The sequence below is a fragment of the Gordonia lacunae genome, from assembly GCF_002149015.1.
GTDB lineage: Bacteria > Actinomycetota > Actinomycetes > Mycobacteriales > Mycobacteriaceae > Gordonia > Gordonia lacunae.
Genome location: NZ_NGFO01000008.1, coordinates 100,356 through 119,657, shown reverse-complemented (window position 1 = coordinate 119,657; position 19,302 = coordinate 100,356). Strand labels below are relative to the sequence as shown.

Sequence of the window (19,302 nt, the reverse complement as noted above, 5' to 3'; positions counted from 1 at the left end):
GGCGAATCGGTGCGCGGTAGGTTGGTGATGTGCTGACCTTGGCCTTGGCCGCAACCCTTCTCGGGTTCGTGCTGCTCATTCTCGGTCTCATCACCGGGACCGTGTGGCTGGCCGTGGCCTGCATCGTGGTCTGCCTGGTCGGGCTCGGCTTCCTGCTGGCAGATGTGTTCGCCGGCCGCAAGGGCGAGGCGGGTCGGTCACTCGAGGAGATGGTCCCGGGTGCCGGTCGCGACGCGACCGACTCCGACGCCGAACGTGCACCGGTGGACGAGGGCGCTGCGGACGCGCCCACCCGTCGGCATCCCGTGTCCGACGCCGCGGAAACGGCTGATCCCGGACCATCCGCATACCGGCCCGGCTCCTTCGAGCCCGGAATGGCCGCTCCGGAGCGCTCGGCACCCCCGAGCCGTCCGGCGCCGGAACGTCGCGAGGGCACTCTCGAGGACTACCTACGTTCGGTCGGTGCCGACGCGCCGAGCGCGAACGACCCCGCGCCAGGCGTCGCACCCGACGGTGCGCGCGCAGCGGGGGGACCCCCCGGCCCAGCGGGTCGGCCGACGCCGCAGCGTTATGGGTCGCCACCGGCCGGCCCCGTCCCGCCGCAGCCGGGGTCCGAGCAACAGTCGCGGGCCCCGCAGCCGCCCCGGCCGCAGGCCGGTCAGTTCGTGTCCGGCTCGCCGCAGTCGTCTGGCCAGCCCGGCCGGCCGCAGCCCTGGGGACAACGTCCGCCGGCCTTACCGTCGTCGGGGCAGCAACGACCGTTCGATCCGACGCAGTCGGAGTGGGCTCCCGACAACGCGCCGGGCGGCGACACGCCCGGACCGGACGACTGGTCGACGCCTCACGAACGGCCCGACGATTCCGCGTCTCGCCGTCGGCGCCCGGATTTCGATCCGCTCGATCCGAATTGGCATCCGCCGGCTGACTGACCCGGTGGCGCGGGCGTATCGGGCGCCGCCGAACCCGCTGGCCCGACCGGATGGGTCGTCGCTACACTGGTTGACGCGTTGATCCGGCCATCACCGGGGAGCACCCGGAAGAACAGAGTCGCTGACCGCGCATCGTCGAAGTGGACGGTCCGTCGGTGCGGCACCCAGTAGAACCGGGCGGGTGTGGCCCGTCACAGCCATGGGATCGTCCGGGACTTCGCCGGGGCGGTTCGTCGAGTGGCGCCGGATCTCCGGCGCAAGCGGGGTGGTACCGCGCAGACCTCCGGACTGCGTCCCCGTGCCGATGAGACATCACCAGGCACGAGGAGACGAGCCGTGAGCGACGCGACCGACCCCACCCAGAACGCGCGGGTGTACCCGAAGGTCGACATGACCGGGGGCACCGGGCGCAGCGCGCCCGACTTCCCGTCCGTGGAACAGCGGGTGCTGCAGTACTGGGATACCGATTCCACCTTCGCCGCGTCGATCGAGAATCGCGACGACGCCGAGGAATTCGTCTTCTACGATGGTCCGCCGTTCGCGAACGGACTGCCGCACTACGGTCATCTGCTGACCGGGTACGTCAAGGATCTGGTACCGCGGTACCAGACGATGCGCGGCAAGAAGGTGGACCGCCGGTTCGGGTGGGACACACACGGTCTGCCCGCCGAGCTCGAGGCCGAACGCCAGCTCGGGATCACCGACAAGTCGGAGATCGAGAAGATGGGCATGGCGAAATTCAACGAGTACTGCCGTGACTCGGTGCTGCGGTACACGGGGGAGTGGCGCGATTACGTGACCCGCCAGGCCCGCTGGGTCGACTTCGACAACGATTACAAGACGCTCGATCTCGACTTCATGGAGTCGGTGATGTGGGCGTTCAAGGCGCTCTACGACAAGGGGCTCATCTACCAGGGCTACCGCGTGCTGCCGTACAGCTGGTACGAGCAGACACCACTGTCGAATCAGGAGTCCAAGCTCGACGACGCATACCGGATGCGGCAGGACCCGGCGGTCACCGTGACCATGCCACTCTCGGTTCCCGACGGCCCGCTCTCGTCGCTGGACGGGGTCAACGCGCTGATCTGGACGACGACGCCGTGGACGCTGCCGTCCAACCTCGCGATCGCGGTCAACCCTGACGTCACATACGTGCACGTCAGGGCGGGAGACGGCCGGCAGTATCTCCTCGCCGAAGCGCTGCTCGGTGCGTATGCGAAGGAGATCGTCGATCCGGAGGTGGTCGGCACCCATCTGGGCAAGGACCTGGAAAACCTCTCCTACACACCGCCCTTCGACTTCTTCGTCGGCCATCCGAACTCGCATCGGGTGCTCTTGGGCGACTACGTGACCACTGACAGCGGAACCGGAATCGTCCATCTCGCACCGGCTTTCGGTGAGGAGGACATGGACCTCGCGACCGCCAACGGCATCGAGGTGGTGCAGCCGCTCGACCCGGGCGGGCGCTTCACCTCGCAGGTCCCGCCGTACGAGGGGTTGATGGTCTTCGACGCCAACCCGGTGATCATCAAGGACCTGAAGGAAACCGGCCGGATCCTCCGCCACGAGACCATCGAGCACTCCTACCCGCACTCGTGGCGGTCGGGCCAGCCGCTCATCTACATGGCGGTGCCGTCGTGGTTCGTCGCGGTGACGCAGTTCCGCGACCGCATGGTGGAGCTGAACAAGCAGATCACCTGGGTGCCCGAACACATCCGGGACGGGCAGTTCGGCAAGTGGCTCGAGGGCGCCCGGGACTGGAACATCAGCCGGAACCGGTATTGGGGTGCGCCACTGCCGGTCTGGGTGTCCGACGACCCCGAGTTCCCGCGGATCGACGTCTACGGTTCGCTCGACGACCTCGAACGCGACTTCGGGGTGCGGCCGGACAATCTGCACCGCCCGTTCATCGACGAACTCACCCGCCCGAATCCCGACGACCCGAGCGGGAAGTCGACGATGCGGCGCGTGCCCGAGGTCCTCGACTGCTGGTTCGAGTCGGGGTCGATGCCCTTCGCTCAGGTGCACTACCCGTTCGAGAACCGCGACTGGTTCGACGGGGGTGACTCCGCGAATGCCCCGGCGCACAATCCGGGCGACTTCATCGTCGAATACAACGGGCAGACCCGCGGCTGGTTCTACACCCTGCACGTGCTGGCGACCGCGCTGTTCGATCGCCCGGCGTTCAAGACTGTTGCCGCGCACGGGATCGTGCTGGGTGACGACGGTCAGAAGATGTCGAAGTCGAAGCGCAACTATCCGGACGTGAACGAGGTCTTCGACCGCGACGGCTCGGATGCGATGCGGTGGTTCCTGATGGCCTCACCGATCCTGCGCGGCGGCAACCTCGTCGTCACCGAACGGGGCATCCGCGAGGGGGTGCGCCAGGCGCTCCTGCCACTGTGGAACGCCTACAGCTTCCTGCAGCTGTACGCCGAGCGCCCGGCGACCTGGCGGACCGACTCGCAGCATGTGCTGGACCGCTACATCCTGGCCAAGCTGGCGACGACGCGCGAGACGATGACCGAGGCCCTCGACATCTACGACATCGCGGGGGCATGTGACGCCTTCCGCGAGTTCGTCGAGTCGCTCACCAACTGGTATGTGCGACGGTCCCGCGCGCGCTTCTGGGCGGGCCAGGACGAGGACACCGACGCATTCGACACGCTCTACACCGTGCTCGAGGTGGCCTGCCGGCTCGCCTCGCCGCTGCTCCCGCTGGCGACCGAGGCGATCTGGCGGGGTCTCACCGGCGAGCGGTCGGTGCACCTGACCGACTGGCCGACGAGCGACGAACTCCCGGCCGATGCCGACCTGGTCACCGCGATGGACCAGGTCCAGGCTGTGTGCTCGACGGCGTCGAGTGTCCGCAAGGCCAACAAGCTGCGGGTGCGTCTGCCATTGCCGGGCCTGACGGTCGCCTCGCCGGCGGCTGCGTCGCTGGAGCCGTTCGTCGATCTGGTCAAGGACGAGATGAACGTCAAGACCGTCACCCTCGCCGCCGACGCGAGCGACTACGGGCGCTACGAGATCGCGGTCAACGCCCGAGCCGCCGGACCGCGACTGGGCAAGGATGTGCAACGAGCCATCAAGGCGGTGAAGTCGGGCGACTGGACGGTGAGTGAGGGTTCCGACGGGTCGGAGGTGGTCGTCGCCGACGGCATCGAACTCCGCGAGGGCGAGTTCACCCGACGGCTCGTGGCCGTCGAGCCCGATTCCACCGCGGAGTTGCCGGGCGGGAACGGTCTGGTCGTCCTGGACACGACCGTCACGCCCGAACTGGAGGCCGAGGGATGGGCGAAGGACCGGGTACGCGAGCTGCAGGATGCCCGGCGCACCCTGGGACTCGACGTCTCCGACCGGATCACCGTGCGACTCGTCGTGCCCGCCGAGCGCCTGGACTGGGCGCAGACCCACGCCGATCTGATCGCGGGCGAGGTGCTCGCGGTGCGATTCGAGGTCACCGGTGACGGCGACGCCGGCAGCATCGAGCTCGGTGACGGCGTGACCGCCGACGTGGCGAAGGCGAGTTGACGCATGTCGGGTGATCCGGTGAAGCGGTGGACAGCCGAGCTGGAACAGGTCGACCGCGCCGAGTGGCCGGACTTCCTGGATTCCCACTCCGGTCTGCCGGGCCCGCGGGCGAACACCTCGCTGGCGATTGCGCTGTCGGCCATGGCCGATCAACAGCTGATCGACGAACTGCTCCACAGTGGCGACGAGTATCGAACGTTCTGCGGTGCGGTGTCGTCGGGTGCCCGTGTCGCGATGCCGGGTGTCATCACACTGCTTCGCGAGCTGGCGACCGACGATCGATGGCGTGTTCGTGAGGGTGTGGTGATCGGCCTGCAGCTGGCTGCCGACACTGCGCGCGAGACGGTGGAGCAGGTGGTGCTCGCGTGGTCGGTCGATCCCGATCCGTTGATCGCCCGGGCGGCGGTCGCGACCATCTGCGAACCGCGACTGCTCGATTCGCCGGCCGCTGCGGCCGCGGCCATCGACGCGTGTCACCGCGCGACCGCGGTACTGACCGGGCTATCGGGTGCTGCCCGCCGCTCGCCGGCGGCGCGGACCCTCCGGCAGGCACTCGGCTACTGCTGGAGTGTTGCCGTGGCCGCGGACCCACGGCCCGGGATGGTCGCTTTCGACACGCTGGCCTCTGACGCCGACGCGGACGTGCAGTGGATCGTCCGGACGAATCGCGCCAAGAAACGCATGACTGCGCTGTCCTGATCGAGGCGTGGCGGCGGCGTCGTCGAGGCCGAACCGGTGTGCCGACGGCGTCGTATCATGGTGCAGCGCAGGGGGATCGAGGTTCGGCGGCCTCGCGCCGTCCCGCGTGGGTTGCCGAAGCCGGACCGGCGCGCCGACCGAGCCTCGCACGAGAGCGACGATCCGGGACCTGATTGCCGCTCTTACGCCGAGGCGGTGCGCCCGTCGCGTACCGTGTGGACACTGCCGCGACCCGGCCTCGCTCGGTGAGCACCCATCCGGGCGAGATCGCCGGGTCGCGCGGCTCCGGTCGCGGTCCCGGGGAACACGGACCCGGCGGCGTCGGGAACACCTCCCGGCGTCCACCGCCCGACCCGTTCAGGAGGCCGCTCGATGACCGGCACAGACGTGGACCCCCGCACCATGCACCACGCCGCACTCGGACCGTTGCTGTTCACCGTGGCCTACGAGATCCTCGGCTCGGCCACCGACGCCGATGACGTTGTCCGGCAATGCCTGTGGGAGAGTCCGCGCTGCCGGTCGGAGGTCGGGTCCGTGGATGGTCGGCCGCATCTCACCGCAGCGGTCGTGCGAATCGCGGTCGACGCGCTGACCCTCCGTCGGCGCGCCGCGGGCGATTACACCGGACCGTGGCTGCCCGAGCCCATCCGGTTCGACGACGACCCCATGACCGACGCGGGTCTCGCCGAGGCGGTGTCGACCGCGCTGCTCGTGGTCTTGGAAGAACTCGAGCCCGAGGCCCGAGCGGTGTACGTCCTGCGCGAGGTGTTCGGGTTCGGCGCCGACGCGATCGCCGCGATGCTGCCGCCGACGGTGGGGGACGTGGAGCGGATCGCGGAACAGGCCCGGTCCCTCGTCGAACGCCGGCGGCCCCGGTTCGATCCGGTGGACCGCGCCCGCGCCGCGCAGATCGTCGATGCTTTCCTGGCGGCGGCCGAATCGGGTGACGCCGAGACCCTGCTGACTCTCATGACACCGGACGTGGTGCTCACCTCGGACAGCGACGGCAAGACCACCGCGGTCCGCCGACCCATGTGTGGTGCCCCCGCGGTCATGCAGGTGCTGTCCGGATTCGCCCGGATCGGTGCGGTGCTCGACGACTATCGCGCCGAGTTCGCGATGTTCAACGGTCAGCCGGGGATGATCCTGTATTTCGACGGCCGACTGCAGACCGCCCTGACCCTCCGCGTCGTCGACGGTCTGATCGACGACATCTACGTGATGCGCAACCCCGACAAGCTCGGTGGGGTCGAGCATCCCCGATCCGTGACCCGGTGACCTTCCGTCGGCTCGCGGAATGACACGTCAGGCGAACAGTCCGGAGAGCGTCTGCTCGATCTGGAACCGGAACAGCTGTTCGGGGTGCGCGAAGGTGTCCGTCCCGTACTGGCCGAAGGTCTCCAGACTGATCGCGCCGATGAGCACCGCCCACAGTGTGGTGGCCGCGGCCAGGACCGCGGCCGGCGTGTCGAGGTCGAACTCGTCGCGGATCGCATCCATGTCCGTGGCGACATCGGTTGTCGGAGAAGCCAGGTCGGTCCGCAGCTGCCCGTCGTGGTGGGCGGCGGCGCACTCGCGGAGAAGCCGGACGGGGATGCGCGTACCCGGACCGATGGTCCGGTCGCCGGGGGCGGAGTAACCGGGCACCGGACTTCCATGGATGAGCGCCCATCGGGCTGGGTCGGCGAGCGCCCACGTCCGCGCCGCCGCAGCCGCGGCCGCGAGGCGTTCGCGCCGGCGGGAGGCGTCGATGGAGTCGGCCGCCGCATCGACCGCATCCGCGATGTCGGTGTAGGCCTCCACCAGGAGCATGGTCAGCAATTCGTCGCGGCTCGGGACGTACCGATACACCGCGGAGGAGACGACGCCCAGGTCGCGGGCGATGGCGCGCAGGGAGAGCCCGGCCGCTCCGTAGGTGGTCAGGTGTTCGCGTCCCAGCCGACGGATCTCGTCGGTCATCATCGCGCGGTTCTCCGCGCGGCTTCGTCCGGTGGCCATGGCGATGATCCTGCCACAGACCGAGAGCAGTGCTCTTGATTTCCTCGCGAGGTGACTGCATACTCAATTCGAGAGCACTGCTCTCATCAATCGCCTCCTCGACGAAAGGCCGACCATGACCGCGACTGCCCACTACAAGGCGCCGAGCGGATTCGACGCCGTCTTCAACCGCGCCGTCCGCTGGCTCGCCGACCACGGGGTCAATCTGGCCGGGGCGCAGACGCTCACCGTCGTCGGCCGGCGGACCGGCACACCGCAGCGGGTGCCCGTCAACGTGCTGCGGCGCGACGGGGCGGACTACCTCGTCGCCGTCCGCGGCGACACCCAGTGGGTGCGGAACGCGCGTGCGGCCGGGACCGTCGAACTGCGCCGTGGCCGGCGCCGGGCCATCGTCACCCTCACCGAGCTCGCCCCTGCGCTCCGCGCGCCGGTCATCCGCGAGTATCTGCGCCGCTGGGGGTGGGAGGTCGCGCGCTTCCTGCCCGCGGGCCTCGAGGCCTCGTCATCGGACGACGAACTCGCCGCGCATGCCCACCTGATCCCCGTCTTCGCCGTCACCGCTGCTCACTAGACTCGGTGGGGTGTCACGTCCCGAGCCCGAACCGCCGCAGCGACGCGGTGTGGTGTCGCAGCACCCCGGGATCGCGGCGGCCGGACAGGGGGCCGAACGCAGCCCGCGTTGGGTGATGCACCTCGACATGGACGCCTTCTTCGCCTCCGTCGAACAGCTCACCCGGCCGACGCTGCGCGGCCGGCCGGTCCTCGTCGGCGGGTCCGGCGGGCGTGGGGTGGTTGCCGGGGCCAGCTACGAGGCCCGCGTGTTCGGCGCCGGTTCGGCGATGCCGATGCACCAGGCTCGTCGGCTCATCGGGCCGACCGGCGTGGTCATCCCGCCGCGCGGATCGGTGTACAGCACGGTCAGCAAACGCGTCTTCGGCATTGTGCGCGAAGAGGTGCCGATCATCGAGACACTGTCGTTCGACGAGGCGTTCGGCGAGCCGGCCGAACTCGTGGGAGCGACGGTCGACGAGGCCCGCGATTTCGCCGAGCGGCTCCGGTCCCGGATCCGGTCCGACGTCGGACTCGCGGCGTCGGTCGGACTCGGGAGCGGCAAACAGCTGGCGAAGATCGCCTCGGGTATGGCCAAACCCGATGGGGTGATGGTGATCCCGCCGTCCGGGCAGCTGGATTTTCTGCATTCGCTCCCGGTGCGCAAGCTGTGGGGCATCGGCCCCGTGTCGGGTGATCGACTGGCGCGCCTGGGCATCGTGACCATCGGTGACCTCGCGGCGATGTCGCCGGTCGAGGTCGCCTCCGTGCTCGGCGGCACCGTCGGACCCGCCCTGCATCGTCTCGCGCACGGCATCGACGACCGGCCCGTCGCCGAACGTGCCTCCGCGAAGCAGATCAGCGCCGAGTCGACCTTCGCGGAGGACATCGTCGAACTCGAGGCGCTCCGGCCCGCCATCCGCAAGGCCGCCGTCGACGCTCACCGCCGGCTACGGGCCGACGGACGGGGCGCACGCACCGTGGTGCTGAAGCTCAAGAGATCCGACATGTCGATTCTGACGCGCTCGGCGACCACCGCGACGGCCACCACCGACTTCGACGATCTCGAGCGCACGGCGCAGCGACTCGCACTCGATCCCCGTTCGATCGGCGCCATCCGCCTTGTCGGCGTGAGCTTCTCGGGCCTCACCGCCGTCCAGCAGTACGCCTTGTTCGACGATGTGGGCGCGGCGGGGGCGAGCGATGTCCAGACCACTCACCACGACACGGCCGACGGCGGCGCCGCGGATGCAGACGGGGTGGCGGTGCCTGTGCCGGTGGCCGGGGCCGAGACGGCCGGCCCGCTGGTCGACGGTGTCGGCGCGGCACTCGCCGCACCGGAGCCGGACTCGCCGTCCGCACCTCCGCGCTTCGCGCCGGGTGGCAGTTCGATGCCGGTCGGACGCTTCGGGCCGGGTGCCGACGTGACCCATCCCGACCACGGACACGGCTGGGTCCAGGGCAGTGGTCACGGCGTCGTCACCGTGCGTTTCGAGACGCGGACGAGCGGGCCCGGACGCACCCGCACCTTCCCGGTCGACGACCCCGAGCTCTGTCCGGCGAACCCGCTCGACAGCCTCGAATGGGACCTCCCCGACGCCGACTGACCCGCGGAGGCAGGCGGCGGGGGACACCCGCGCGGCCGGCCGATGTCGGCGGTACCCCTCATGAGTGGTGGGCGACAAAGAAATCCGTGATGACATCGAGGTCGTGCCCGGCGGTCACCAGGGCGATCAGGGCCATCCGCGCCTGCGGTGCGCGCAACCAGGGTGACACGATCGCGCCGGCCCGCCGCAGATCGACGGCACCGCCGCCCCCGCCGTAGGTCGCCGACACCTCGCCGTAGGGGACACGGCTGGTCACGACGACGATGACCCCGCGCTGCACGGCGAGTGCCACCTCCGCGGTGATGTCCGGATGGGTGTTCCCCGCCCCGGTGGCCGCCAGGACCAACCCCGCGGCGTTCTGGGCGACGGACGCGGCGATCAGACCCGGCGACACTCCCGGATAGAGGGTGAAGGCGTCGACCCGTGCCGTCCGTCCGATCGGCACCGGCCCGGTCAGCACCCGGTGTGAGAGCGGTGGGCGGTCCACGGGACCGCCGGCCTGCACGGTGTCGAAGGCGGCGAGGTCGGTGGTGGACACCTTGAACAGACCGCACGCCGGTAGCAGCCGACCTCCCATGGCCACGAGGACGCCACGACCGCGGGTGGTCGGGTCGACGACCGCGGCCAGCGCGGCGCCGAGGTTCGTCGGACCATCGGCCTCCGGGGAGTCCGACGGCAGCATGGCGCCGGTGAAGACCACCGGCCGGTCGTCGGTGGCATACAGGTCGGCGAGGAAGGCGGTCTCCTCCATCGTGTCGGTGCCATGCGTGACCACCACGCCGCGGACCGCAGGGTCGGCGAGCGCGTCGGCGATCGCGCGGACCACTGCGAACTGGTCGGCGACCGTCATCGCCGAGCTGTCCACCGACATCAGATCGACGGTACGGATCGCCGGACCGGTGTCGGTTGTGCCGACCGCGGTCAGGAGTTCGACGGAACCGAGTGCGGGTACCGCGCCGTCGGCGGTGCGGTGGGCTGCGATGGTGCCTCCGGTGCTGATCAGCACGATCGCGGGGGTGCCGGTGGGCGGGGTGCCTGTCATGGTGCCCAAGGTTCACCGGAACCCGGGCGGCCCGTCAAGCGTTGCCTGCTCGGCGCCGTCGGACGGCCGGATCGCCGGTGCCTGTCGTCGATACCGGGGACCCGCAGCGCTCGTCGTTTGGCATAGTGGTGTGGGCCGTCGCCGGGTCGTACCCGGCAGACACTTCCGGCATCGCGGTACGAGCAGCGCCCACCGGCGCAACCCCATACCCGAGAACACAGTGAGGGAGATCGTTGAAGTATCGGAAATTTCTGGGCGCGACCATGATCGCGGCAGCGTTGATGACCACCGTCGCGGCCTGTGGCGGTGACGACGCCGACGCACCACCCGCACCGACGCTCACCAGCACCGACACCGCAGCCGCCGGCGGCGGCTCCGAGATCACCGACGGCAGCAACCCGCCGTCGATCGCGGCCCTCAACGAGCTGGTCGACAAGGCGGTCGACCCGAACATCCCGCGGGCCCAGAAGGTGGAGCTCGTCGAGGGTTCGGAGAAGGACCCGGCGATCTTCGACGAGCTGGTCAAGGCGCGAGCCGAGAACTCCGACGTCGACTGGGTCCTCGTCAACCCGGTGATCAGCGCCGGCCCCAACAAGGCCCGCGTCAAGGTCCGGATCGAGACCGCAGGCAACCCGCCGACCAACGCCGAGTCGACCATCGTCTACGACGACGGACGCTGGAAGCTGTCGAACGAGACCGTGTGCAACCTCCTCGGCCTCTACCAGGTCCAGAGCGCCATGTGTGCCCCCGCGAGCTGACCTCTCTCCGCCTCGTCACGGAGTGGAGTGGCGTCTGCGACGGCGCCTTTCGGCCCGTCTCTCGCACATCGTGATCCGCGGCCCCGGATCGCCGACAGATGTCGGCGACCCGGGGCCGTCGGCGTTCAGCGCCAGGTGACGGACAGGCCGGTCTGCTGCAACAGCGGACGGCCCGGGTCCGCGCCGACGAGTTCGCGGGCCCCGCGGTAGGTGGCCTTCCCGGACACCGGGAGCCCGCGGGTCAGATCGACGGTGACCGTGCCCTCGCCGGCGTAGCTGTAGCGGCTGATGGTGAGACTGTCACCACCGCCGGGGATCGCGAACACCGAGTTCACCGGCGTCTCGTCGGCCGTGTAGTCAATGGTCAGCCGGTTGCCGTCCCAGGAGGTGAGTCGTGCCTCGATCGTCTGGGTGACGGTCGCCGCCGCCGCGATGACCCGTTCGCTGCGCCACGTCGCACCGACCGCGACGGGTTCGGTCGGCAGGACCACCGCGGTGTTGAACGCCGACACCAGCGCCTGCTCGACCGCGAGACGCGCCTCGCCTCCCGCCTGCTCCGGCGGCGCGATACGCAGCGACACCGGCGCATATCCCGGACCGAGGGTGAGCCCGGCCGTCGCGCCGGCCATCGCCGCCATCGCCTCGTTCAGTGCCGGGTCGGGCGATGTGACCGTGCCGAGGGCGAGTTCGAGGTCGGCGAGATCGGTGCAGCCGAAGCGTGCCGTGAGGGGCATCTCGACGGTCTGGGCGTCCGCGCTGCCCGGTGACGCGACCTCCGACGTCGTCACCAGGGTCACCGACTGGGCGGTCGCGACATCCGGTGCGGTCGTGGGCACCCGGCGTTCGCCGTTGCCCGGGTCGACGATCGTCACCGTCGCCGGTGCGATCGGGACCGGCGCCGCACCGGCAGCACGAGACGGCGAGCCGGTGCTGCAGCCCGCCGACGTGCTCGGTCCCGCGGCGCCGGGCGTCTCGTCGGCGTCCGACGAGCATCCCGCGACCAGTACCGACAGCGCGGTCGCCGCCGCGATCGACGAGACGACGGACCGGAGGCGGCGGGGATGCGGGGACACGGGTAGCCAGGGTATTCGACGGGTCGTGGACAATGATGCTGTGGATGACCAACCCCTGACGGATCGAGAGCACGTGGACCCGCACGGAAGTGTCGAACCGGGGGCCGACACCGGACCCGACGACACCGACACGTCTGTACGCGAGCGCAGCGGCCGGCTCCCGAAGGTCACCCTCGCGGTGCTCGGCGTCGCACTCGTCATCCTGGGCCTCGACCAGCTGACGAAGACGATCGCGGTCGCCACGCTGGATCCGGCACGCCCGGTGGAGATCATCGGCGACTTCGTGACCCTGCGTCTCATCCGCAACAGCGGGGCGGCATTCTCGCTCGCGACCGGATACACCTGGGTGCTCTCGATCATCGCCCTGGTGGTGGTCCTCGTCATCATCCGCTACAGCAGCCGCCTGCGGTCCTGGTGGTGGGTGGCCGGTCTGGCACTCGTACTCGGTGGGGCCATCGGGAATCTGATGGACCGGATCTTCCGGGCACCGCAACCGCTTCAGGGTCACGTGGTCGACTTCGTGTCGGTGGGATGGTGGCCGGTGTTCAACGTCGCCGACTCCGCCGTCGTCTGCGGCGCGATCCTGCTGGTCGTCCTGTCGGCGCTCGGCTTCGACTACGACGGCACCCGGACGGGCTGGGCCGCCCGGCGTGACCGGCGCGACGAGCGCGACACCGCGGGCCCTGAGGGCACCGAGGGCGGTGCCCATGCGTGAGTCGCGTTTCCTGCCGGTGCCCGACGGCCTGGACGGCATGCGCGTGGACGCCGGCGTCTCGCGGATGCTCGGGCTGTCGCGCACCGTCGTCGCCACCCTCGCCGAGGACGGCGATGTCGTCGTCGACGGGGTGGCGGTGGGGAAGTCCCACAAGCTGGCCGCGGGCACGATGCTGCACGTGACCCTGCCCGAGCCCGAGGAACCGCTGCGCGTCGAGCCGACGCCCGTCGAGGACCTCGAGGTCATCTATCACGACTCCGACATCGTCGTCGTCGACAAGCCGGTGGGGGTGGCCGCGCATCCGTCCGTCGGCTGGAGCGGCCCGACGGTCATCGGGGCGCTGGCCGCCGCCGGGTTCCGGATCTCGACCTCGGGTGCGCATGAACGTCAGGGCATCGTCCACCGGCTCGACGTCGGCACCTCGGGAGTCATGGTGGTCGCGGTGTCCGAGCGGGCGTACACACTGCTCAAGCGCGCCTTCAAACAGCGGACCGTCGACAAGGGATACCACGCACTGGTCCAGGGGCACCTCGACCCGCCGTCGGGGACCATCGATGCGCCGATCGGCCGCCACCGCGGCAACGACTGGAAGTTCGCGGTCACCGCGAACGGCAAACCGAGTGTCACCCACTACGACACCCTGGAGATGTTCGCGGCAGCATCACTGCTCGACGTGCACCTCGAAACCGGTCGTACGCACCAGATCCGGGTCCACTTCTCGGCCCTGCATCACCCGTGTTGCGGTGATCCGACGTACGGCGCCGACCCGGTCCTGGCGAAGAAGCTCGGTCTCGAGCGCCAGTGGCTGCACGCGCGCTCGCTGGGGTTCGCCCATCCCGCCGACGGTCGGCAGGTGGAGTTCACCTCGTCCTATCCCGAGGACCTGCAGCACGCGCTCGACATCCTGCGGGCGACCTGATCCGGCCGCTCGTGGGCGACATGCCCGCCGAACTCGCCGCGCGGTGTGTCCCGAGAACAGATGGCCGGTATCCGCCGGTCGAACGCCGGAGAGCGGTCGACTATCGCCGAGACACCCCGCTAGATTGAGAGGGTGCTCGAGCCGGGAACCCTCGTCGCCGGGTACCGCGTCGACCGGGTACTCGGCAGCGGCGGCATGGGTGCGGTCTTCCTCGCCCGGCATCCCGAACTGCCGCGGTACGACGCCCTGAAGGTGCTCAAGGCCTCGGCCGGACTCACCGACAGCAATTTCCGTCGCCGGTTCCTGCGCGAGGCCGAGGTCGCGGCGACACTCGACCACCCCAACATCGTCACCGTGTTCAATCGCGGTCGCGCCGCCGTGCCCGTGGCGTCGAGGTCGTCCGGTTCGGCCTCGGCTCCCGCGGAGGCCGATCTGCTGTGGATCGCCATGCAGTACGTCCCGGGAACCGACTGTGCACGGGAACTCGCCGCACGAGGGCGGCTCGCCCCACGGCGCGTGGTGCACATCGTGTCGGAGGTGGCGCGGGGGATCGACCACGCCAACCGGCGCGGACTGCTGCACCGCGACGTGAAACCCGCCAACATCCTGCTCGCCGAGGTCGACGAGGACTCGTCATTCGACGAGCGGCGGGTTCTGCTGACCGATTTCGGGGTCGCCAAGCTGTCCGACGAGACAGAGGCGCTCACGTCGGTCGGTACGGTCCTCGCCACGCTGTCCTACGCCTCGCCCGAACAGTTGACGGGCGGTCGACTCGACGGCCGGACCGATCAGTACTCGCTGGCGGCCACCACGTTCCACCTGCTCACCGGTCGCGTGCCGTTCGATGATCGCGACAACGGCGCGGTCATCGGAGCGCATCTGAAAGAGCCGGTGCCGCGGATGTCCGAGCTCGTACCCGGACTCTCGCCCGAGGCCGACACCGTCGTCACCCGGGCGATGGCGAAGGCGCCCGGCGACCGATTCGCCAGTTGCCGGGAGTTCGCCGACGCCCTGGCGACGAGTCTGCGGAATGTGCGCCCGAGGTCTGTCGCCGACCTCGATGCGGAGACGATCCGCAGGTTACCCGGCACGCACGGGGCCGGCCGCGCCGTACCGGGCCCGCCATCGGAGATGCCCATGCGACCCGGCCGGCCGGCACCGCCGCCCGCCGGGCACCCCCCGGCCGCCGGTCGGATCCCCGCGGATCCGCGCCCGGCCCGGCCCGGGCGCCCCGGGACTCCCGACCCGGCTCTGGAAGCCACGCAGCGTGCGGCACCGGCGCGCGGTGCGCAGGCGGGCAGGCCACCCGATCGGGGTCCGGCCCGCGCGCCACGCCCGGATGAGGGGCCGCGACCGGCTCGAGGGTCGCAGCCGGGCCGGCCGGTGCGTCCGGGAGAGGGATCGCGGCCGGCGACCGGCGCCGATCCGGCGGTATGGCAGCACCCGCCGTCGAACCCCTTTCGGCAGAGCAACGACCACCTACGACCCGACGGCGCCGCGCCGGGCCGCGCCGGTCGGCCGATCGCGGGCAGCGGCCCGCCGTCCCGTAGCCCTGCCGATCCGGCCGGGTCGATACCCCCGCCGTCGAACCGGCTGCCCGTCCTGCTGGCGATCACCGCGGCGGTGCTGCTGATCGCGATCGTCGTCGTGTTCCTAACTCTGTGATCGCGGAGAACCCGGTGGCCTGCGCCGCCGTGGTACCACAGCTGTCCCATGCGTCACGACCCGGAGTGGCACCCCGGAGGTGTCGGTCCACGCGCCTAGAGTGGACCCGGAATCGGACCCGGCACGCCGAACGTCCTCGAGGGCTCTCCTGGGCGCCGACGCACACCGATCGAACCGACATCTGACGACTGAACCGACATCTACCGACTGATCTGGACAGAAGAGGCGCCGTGACGGACTCGTTTGTACACCTGCACAACCACACCGAGTACTCCATGCTCGACGGTGCGGCGAAGGTGTCCCCGTTGTTCGCCGAGGCCAAACGTCTGGGGATGACCGCGATCGGCATGACCGACCACGGAAACATGTTCGGCGCCAGCGAGTTCTACAACACCGCGGTCAAGAACGACATCAAGCCGATCATCGGTATCGAGGCCTACATCGCGCCCGGTTCGCGGTTCGACACCAAACGCATCCAGTGGGGCACCCGCGAGCAGAAGAGCGACGACGTCTCGGGCTCGGGTGCGTACACGCACATGACGATGGTCGCCGAGAACGCGACCGGTCTGCGCAACCTGTTCAAGCTGTCGTCCCTGGCGTCGATCGAGGGACAGCTCGGCAAGTGGTCGCGGATGGACGTGGACCTGATCGCCGAGCACGCCGAGGGCATCATCGCGACGACGGGCTGCCCGTCCGGTGAGGTGCAGACGCGACTCCGGCTCGGTCACGACCGCGAGGCTCTCGAGGCCGCGGCGAAGTGGCAGGAGATCTTCGGCAAGGACAACTTCTATCTCGAGCTGATGGAGCACGGCCTCGAGATCGAACGTCGCGTGCGCGACGGGCTGCTCGAGATCGGCCGCAAGCTGGGCATCGAGCCGATCGTCACCAACGACTGTCACTACGTCACCAAGGAGCACGCCGCCGCGCACGAGGCGCTGCTGTGTGTGCAGACCGGCAAGACCCTCTCCGACCCGACCCGGTTCAAGTTCGACGGTGACGGCTACTACCTGAAGTCCGCGGCCGAGATGCGCGAGCAGTGGGATTCGATCGTCCCCGGGGCGTGCGACAACACCCTCGAGATCGGCGAGCGCGTCCAGTCCTACAAAGAGGTCTTCACGCACCGCGACCGGATGCCGGTCTTCCCGGTGCCCGACGGCGAGACGCAGCAGACGTTCCTGCGCAAGGAGGTCGCCAAGGGCCTCGCGGAGCGGCGGTTCGCCGGCACCGAGGTACCCGAGGAGTACCTGCAGCGCGCCAACTACGAACTCGACGTCATCATCCAGATGGGGTTCCCGGCCTACTTCCTCGTCGTGGGCGATCTCATCCGCCACGCACTCGAGGTCGGCATCCGGGTGGGCCCGGGCCGTGGGTCGGCGGCCGGCTCCCTCGTGGCCTGGGCGTTGGGCATCACCAACATCGACCCGATCCCGCACGGACTGCTCTTCGAGCGATTCCTCAACCCCGAGCGTGTGTCGATGCCCGACATCGACATCGACTTCGACGACCGTCGTCGAGGCGAGATGGTGCGGTACGCGACCGACCGGTGGGGCAGCGACAAGGTGGCCCAGGTCATCACGTTCGGAACCATCAAGACGAAGGCCGCGATCAAGGACTCGGCGCGCGTGCAGTTCGGTCAGCCGGGCTTCGCCATCGCCGACCGCATCACCAAGGCACTCCCGCCGCCCATCATGGCCAAGGACATCCCGGTCTGGGGCATCACCAACCCCGAGCACGAGCGCTTCGGCGAGGCCGCCGAGGTCCGCACCCTGATCGAGACCGACCCGGACGTCAAGAAGATCTACGACACCGCGATCGGGCTCGAGGGGCTGATCCGCAACGCCGGCGTCCACGCCTGCGCGGTGATCATGTCGTCGGAGCCCCTGACCGACGCGATCCCGGTGTGGAAGCGCGCGCAGGACGGCGCGATCATCACCGGATGGGACTATCCGTCGTGTGAGGCCATCGGTCTGCTCAAGATGGACTTCCTCGGGCTGCGCAACCTCACCGTCATCGGTGACGCCCTAGAGAACATCAAGCTGAACCGGGGCATCGACCTCGACCTCGACGCCTTGCCGCTCGAGGATCCCAAGACCTACGAGTTGCTCGCCCGTGGTGACACGCTCGGTGTGTTCCAGCTCGACGGCGCGGCCATGCGTGAACTCCTGAAGATGATGCAGCCCACCGGGTTCGAGGACATCGTCGCCGTCCTCGCGCTGTACCGGCCGGGCCCGATGGGTGTGAACGCCCACACCGACTACGCCAAGCGCAAGAACGGTCTGCAGGACATCCGGCCGATCCATCCGGAGCTCGAGGAGCCGCTCAAGGAGATCCTGTCGGAGACCTACGGCCTGATCGTCTACCAAGAGCAGATCATGCAGATCGCGCAGAAGGTCGCCGGGTATTCGCTCGGACAGGCCGATCTCTTGCGTCGCGCGATGGGCAAGAAGAAGAAGGAGATCCTCGACGAGGCCTACGACGGCTTCGCGGAGGGAATGCGCAACAACGGTTTCTCCCAGGCCGCGATCACCGCGCTGTGGGACACCGTCCTGCCGTTCGCCGGGTACGCGTTCAACAAGTCGCACGCCGCGGGCTACGGACTGGTGTCCTTCTGGACCGCCTACCTCAAGGCGAACTATCCCGCCGAGTACATGGCCGGTCTGCTGACCTCGGTCGGCGACGACAAGGACAAGGCCGCGATCTACCTGGCCGACTGCCGCAAGCTCGGGATCACCGTGCTGCCGCCCGACGTCAACGAATCGCAGCGGAACTTCGCCGCGGTCGGCAAGGACATCCGATTCGGCCTGGCCGCGATCCGCAACGTCGGGTCCGGGGTCGTCGGGTCGATCATCTCGGCGCGCGAGGAGAAGGGGAAGTTCACCAACTTCTCCGACTACCTCGGCAAGATCGACGTCACCGCGTGCAGCAAGAAGGTCACCGAGTCGCTGATCAAGGCCGGGGCGTTCGACTCACTCGGGCACCCGCGCAAGGGTCTGTTCCTCGTGCACGGAGAGGCCGTCGAATCGGTCATCGGCACCAAGAAGGCCGAGGCGATCGGGCAGTTCGACCTCTTCGGCGACGCCGGCGGAGCCGACGACTCGATGGCCGAGGTGTTCGCGGTCAAGGTCCCCGAGGAGGAATGGGACACCAAGCACAAGCTCGCCATCGAACGAGAGATGTTGGGGCTCTACGTGTCCGGCCACCCACTGAGTGGCGTCGAACACGCGATCGCCGCGCACACCGACACGTCGATCTCGACGCTGCTCGAGGGGAACGTCGCCGACGGCGCCCAGATCACGATCGGCGGCATCATCTCGTCGGTGACGCGCCGGGTGAACAAGAAGGGTGAGCCGTGGGCCGCGGTCACGCTGGAGGACATGGTCGGTGGTGTCGAGGTCTACTTCTTCCCGCGGGCCTACACCGCGTACGGGATGGACATCGTCGCCGACAACATCGTGCTGATCAAGGCGCGGGTGAACCTGCGTGACGACAGCATGATGATCAGCGCGAACGACCTCGCGGTGCCAGACCTCGAGACCGCCGGAGCGACCAAGCCCGTGGCCCTCACGCTGTCGGCCCGGCTGTGCACCCCGGATCGGGTCGCCGCGCTCAAGCAGGTGCTGACCCGGCACCCCGGCATGGCCGACGTGCACGTCACCCTGGTCAGCGACAAGCGGCAGACTCAGCTGAAACTGACCGAGTCGCTGCGCGTGGCGCCGAGTTCGGCGTTGATGGGCGACCTCAAGGCACTCCTCGGACCCAGTTGTCTGAGCTGAGATGAGGGCGCCCTGGGTGCGCGACTTCCCGTGGCCGTGAC

Annotated in this window: 14 protein-coding genes; 11 read left to right on the top strand and 3 right to left on the bottom strand. The window is 69.5% G+C overall.

The genetic code is table 11. From position 1 onward, the window contains the following. Window positions 1-29 precede the first annotated feature (29 nt). The 4 genes from CA982_RS09110 (at window position 30) to CA982_RS09095 (ending at window position 6,440) form a co-directional block, all read left to right on the top strand. A complete protein-coding gene (locus tag CA982_RS09110; RefSeq protein WP_086535014.1) occupies window positions 30-929 on the top strand; it encodes a hypothetical protein in 900 nt (299 codons plus the stop codon). A 390-nt stretch (window positions 930-1,319) separates the two neighbouring features. Further along, complete coding sequence (ileS, locus tag CA982_RS09105) at window positions 1,320-4,463, top strand: isoleucine--tRNA ligase (RefSeq protein ID WP_279627962.1); 3,144 nt, start codon at window positions 1,320-1,322, stop codon at window positions 4,461-4,463. 18 nt (window positions 4,464-4,481) lie between these two features. Continuing rightward, window positions 4,482-5,162, top strand: a complete 681-nt coding sequence (locus CA982_RS09100; protein ID WP_244176186.1) for a HEAT repeat domain-containing protein — start codon at window positions 4,482-4,484, stop codon at window positions 5,160-5,162. Between the two features lie 372 nt (window positions 5,163-5,534). After that, the gene (locus CA982_RS09095) at window positions 5,535-6,440 is read left to right on the top strand and encodes a sigma-70 family RNA polymerase sigma factor family protein (protein ID WP_086535011.1); all 906 of its coding nucleotides are present in this window, start codon (window positions 5,535-5,537) and stop codon (window positions 6,438-6,440) included. Window positions 6,441-6,467: 27 nt separating this feature from the next. Here CA982_RS09095 and CA982_RS09090 read toward each other — a convergent pair whose 3' ends face one another. Beyond that, window positions 6,468-7,160 carry a TetR/AcrR family transcriptional regulator gene (locus tag CA982_RS09090; RefSeq protein WP_086535010.1) on the bottom strand — a complete coding sequence of 231 codons (693 nt, stop codon included), beginning with the start codon at window positions 7,158-7,160 and terminating at the stop codon, window positions 6,468-6,470. Between the two features lie 115 nt (window positions 7,161-7,275). Here CA982_RS09090 and CA982_RS09085 point away from each other — a divergent pair, with 115 nt between their 5' ends. After that, window positions 7,276-7,731 carry a nitroreductase family deazaflavin-dependent oxidoreductase gene (locus CA982_RS09085; RefSeq protein ID WP_086535009.1) on the top strand — a complete coding sequence of 152 codons (456 nt, stop codon included), beginning with the start codon at window positions 7,276-7,278 and terminating at the stop codon, window positions 7,729-7,731. A 115-nt stretch (window positions 7,732-7,846) separates the two neighbouring features. Continuing rightward, window positions 7,847-9,316: a DNA polymerase IV gene (locus CA982_RS09080; RefSeq protein ID WP_244176192.1), complete on the top strand. Its 1,470-nt coding sequence runs from the start codon at window positions 7,847-7,849 to the stop codon at window positions 9,314-9,316. A gap of 58 nt (window positions 9,317-9,374) precedes the next feature. Here the strand turns inward: CA982_RS09080 and CA982_RS09075 are convergent, their stop codons facing one another. Further along, window positions 9,375-10,358, bottom strand: coding sequence for an asparaginase (locus tag CA982_RS09075; RefSeq protein ID WP_086535008.1), 984 nt, complete (start codon window positions 10,356-10,358; stop codon window positions 9,375-9,377). A gap of 233 nt (window positions 10,359-10,591) precedes the next feature. On the opposite strand from CA982_RS09075, the gene CA982_RS09070 reads away from it, so the two are divergent. Then, a complete protein-coding gene (locus CA982_RS09070; RefSeq protein ID WP_462686307.1) occupies window positions 10,592-11,116 on the top strand; it encodes a WKL family lipoprotein in 525 nt (174 codons plus the stop codon). Between the two features lie 125 nt (window positions 11,117-11,241). Here the strand turns inward: CA982_RS09070 and CA982_RS09065 are convergent, their stop codons facing one another. Continuing rightward, window positions 11,242-12,189, bottom strand: a complete 948-nt coding sequence (locus CA982_RS09065; RefSeq protein ID WP_086535006.1) for a hypothetical protein — start codon at window positions 12,187-12,189, stop codon at window positions 11,242-11,244. A 40-nt stretch (window positions 12,190-12,229) separates the two neighbouring features. On the opposite strand from CA982_RS09065, the gene lspA reads away from it, so the two are divergent. From lspA to dnaE, 4 genes are all read left to right on the top strand, one after another. Then, window positions 12,230-12,904, top strand: a complete 675-nt coding sequence (lspA, locus tag CA982_RS09060; protein WP_086535005.1) for a signal peptidase II — start codon at window positions 12,230-12,232, stop codon at window positions 12,902-12,904. After that, entirely contained in the window at window positions 12,897-13,823 is a 927-nt protein-coding gene (locus tag CA982_RS09055) for an RluA family pseudouridine synthase (protein WP_086535004.1), read from the top strand. Before lspA ends, CA982_RS09055 begins: the two co-directional genes overlap by 8 nt. 132 nt (window positions 13,824-13,955) lie before the next feature. Further along, window positions 13,956-15,488, top strand: a complete 1,533-nt coding sequence (locus CA982_RS09050; RefSeq protein ID WP_086535003.1) for a serine/threonine-protein kinase — start codon at window positions 13,956-13,958, stop codon at window positions 15,486-15,488. A gap of 230 nt (window positions 15,489-15,718) precedes the next feature. After that, entirely contained in the window at window positions 15,719-19,261 is a 3,543-nt protein-coding gene (gene dnaE, locus CA982_RS09045) for a DNA polymerase III subunit alpha (RefSeq protein WP_086535002.1), read from the top strand. Window positions 19,262-19,302: the final 41 nt, after the last annotated feature.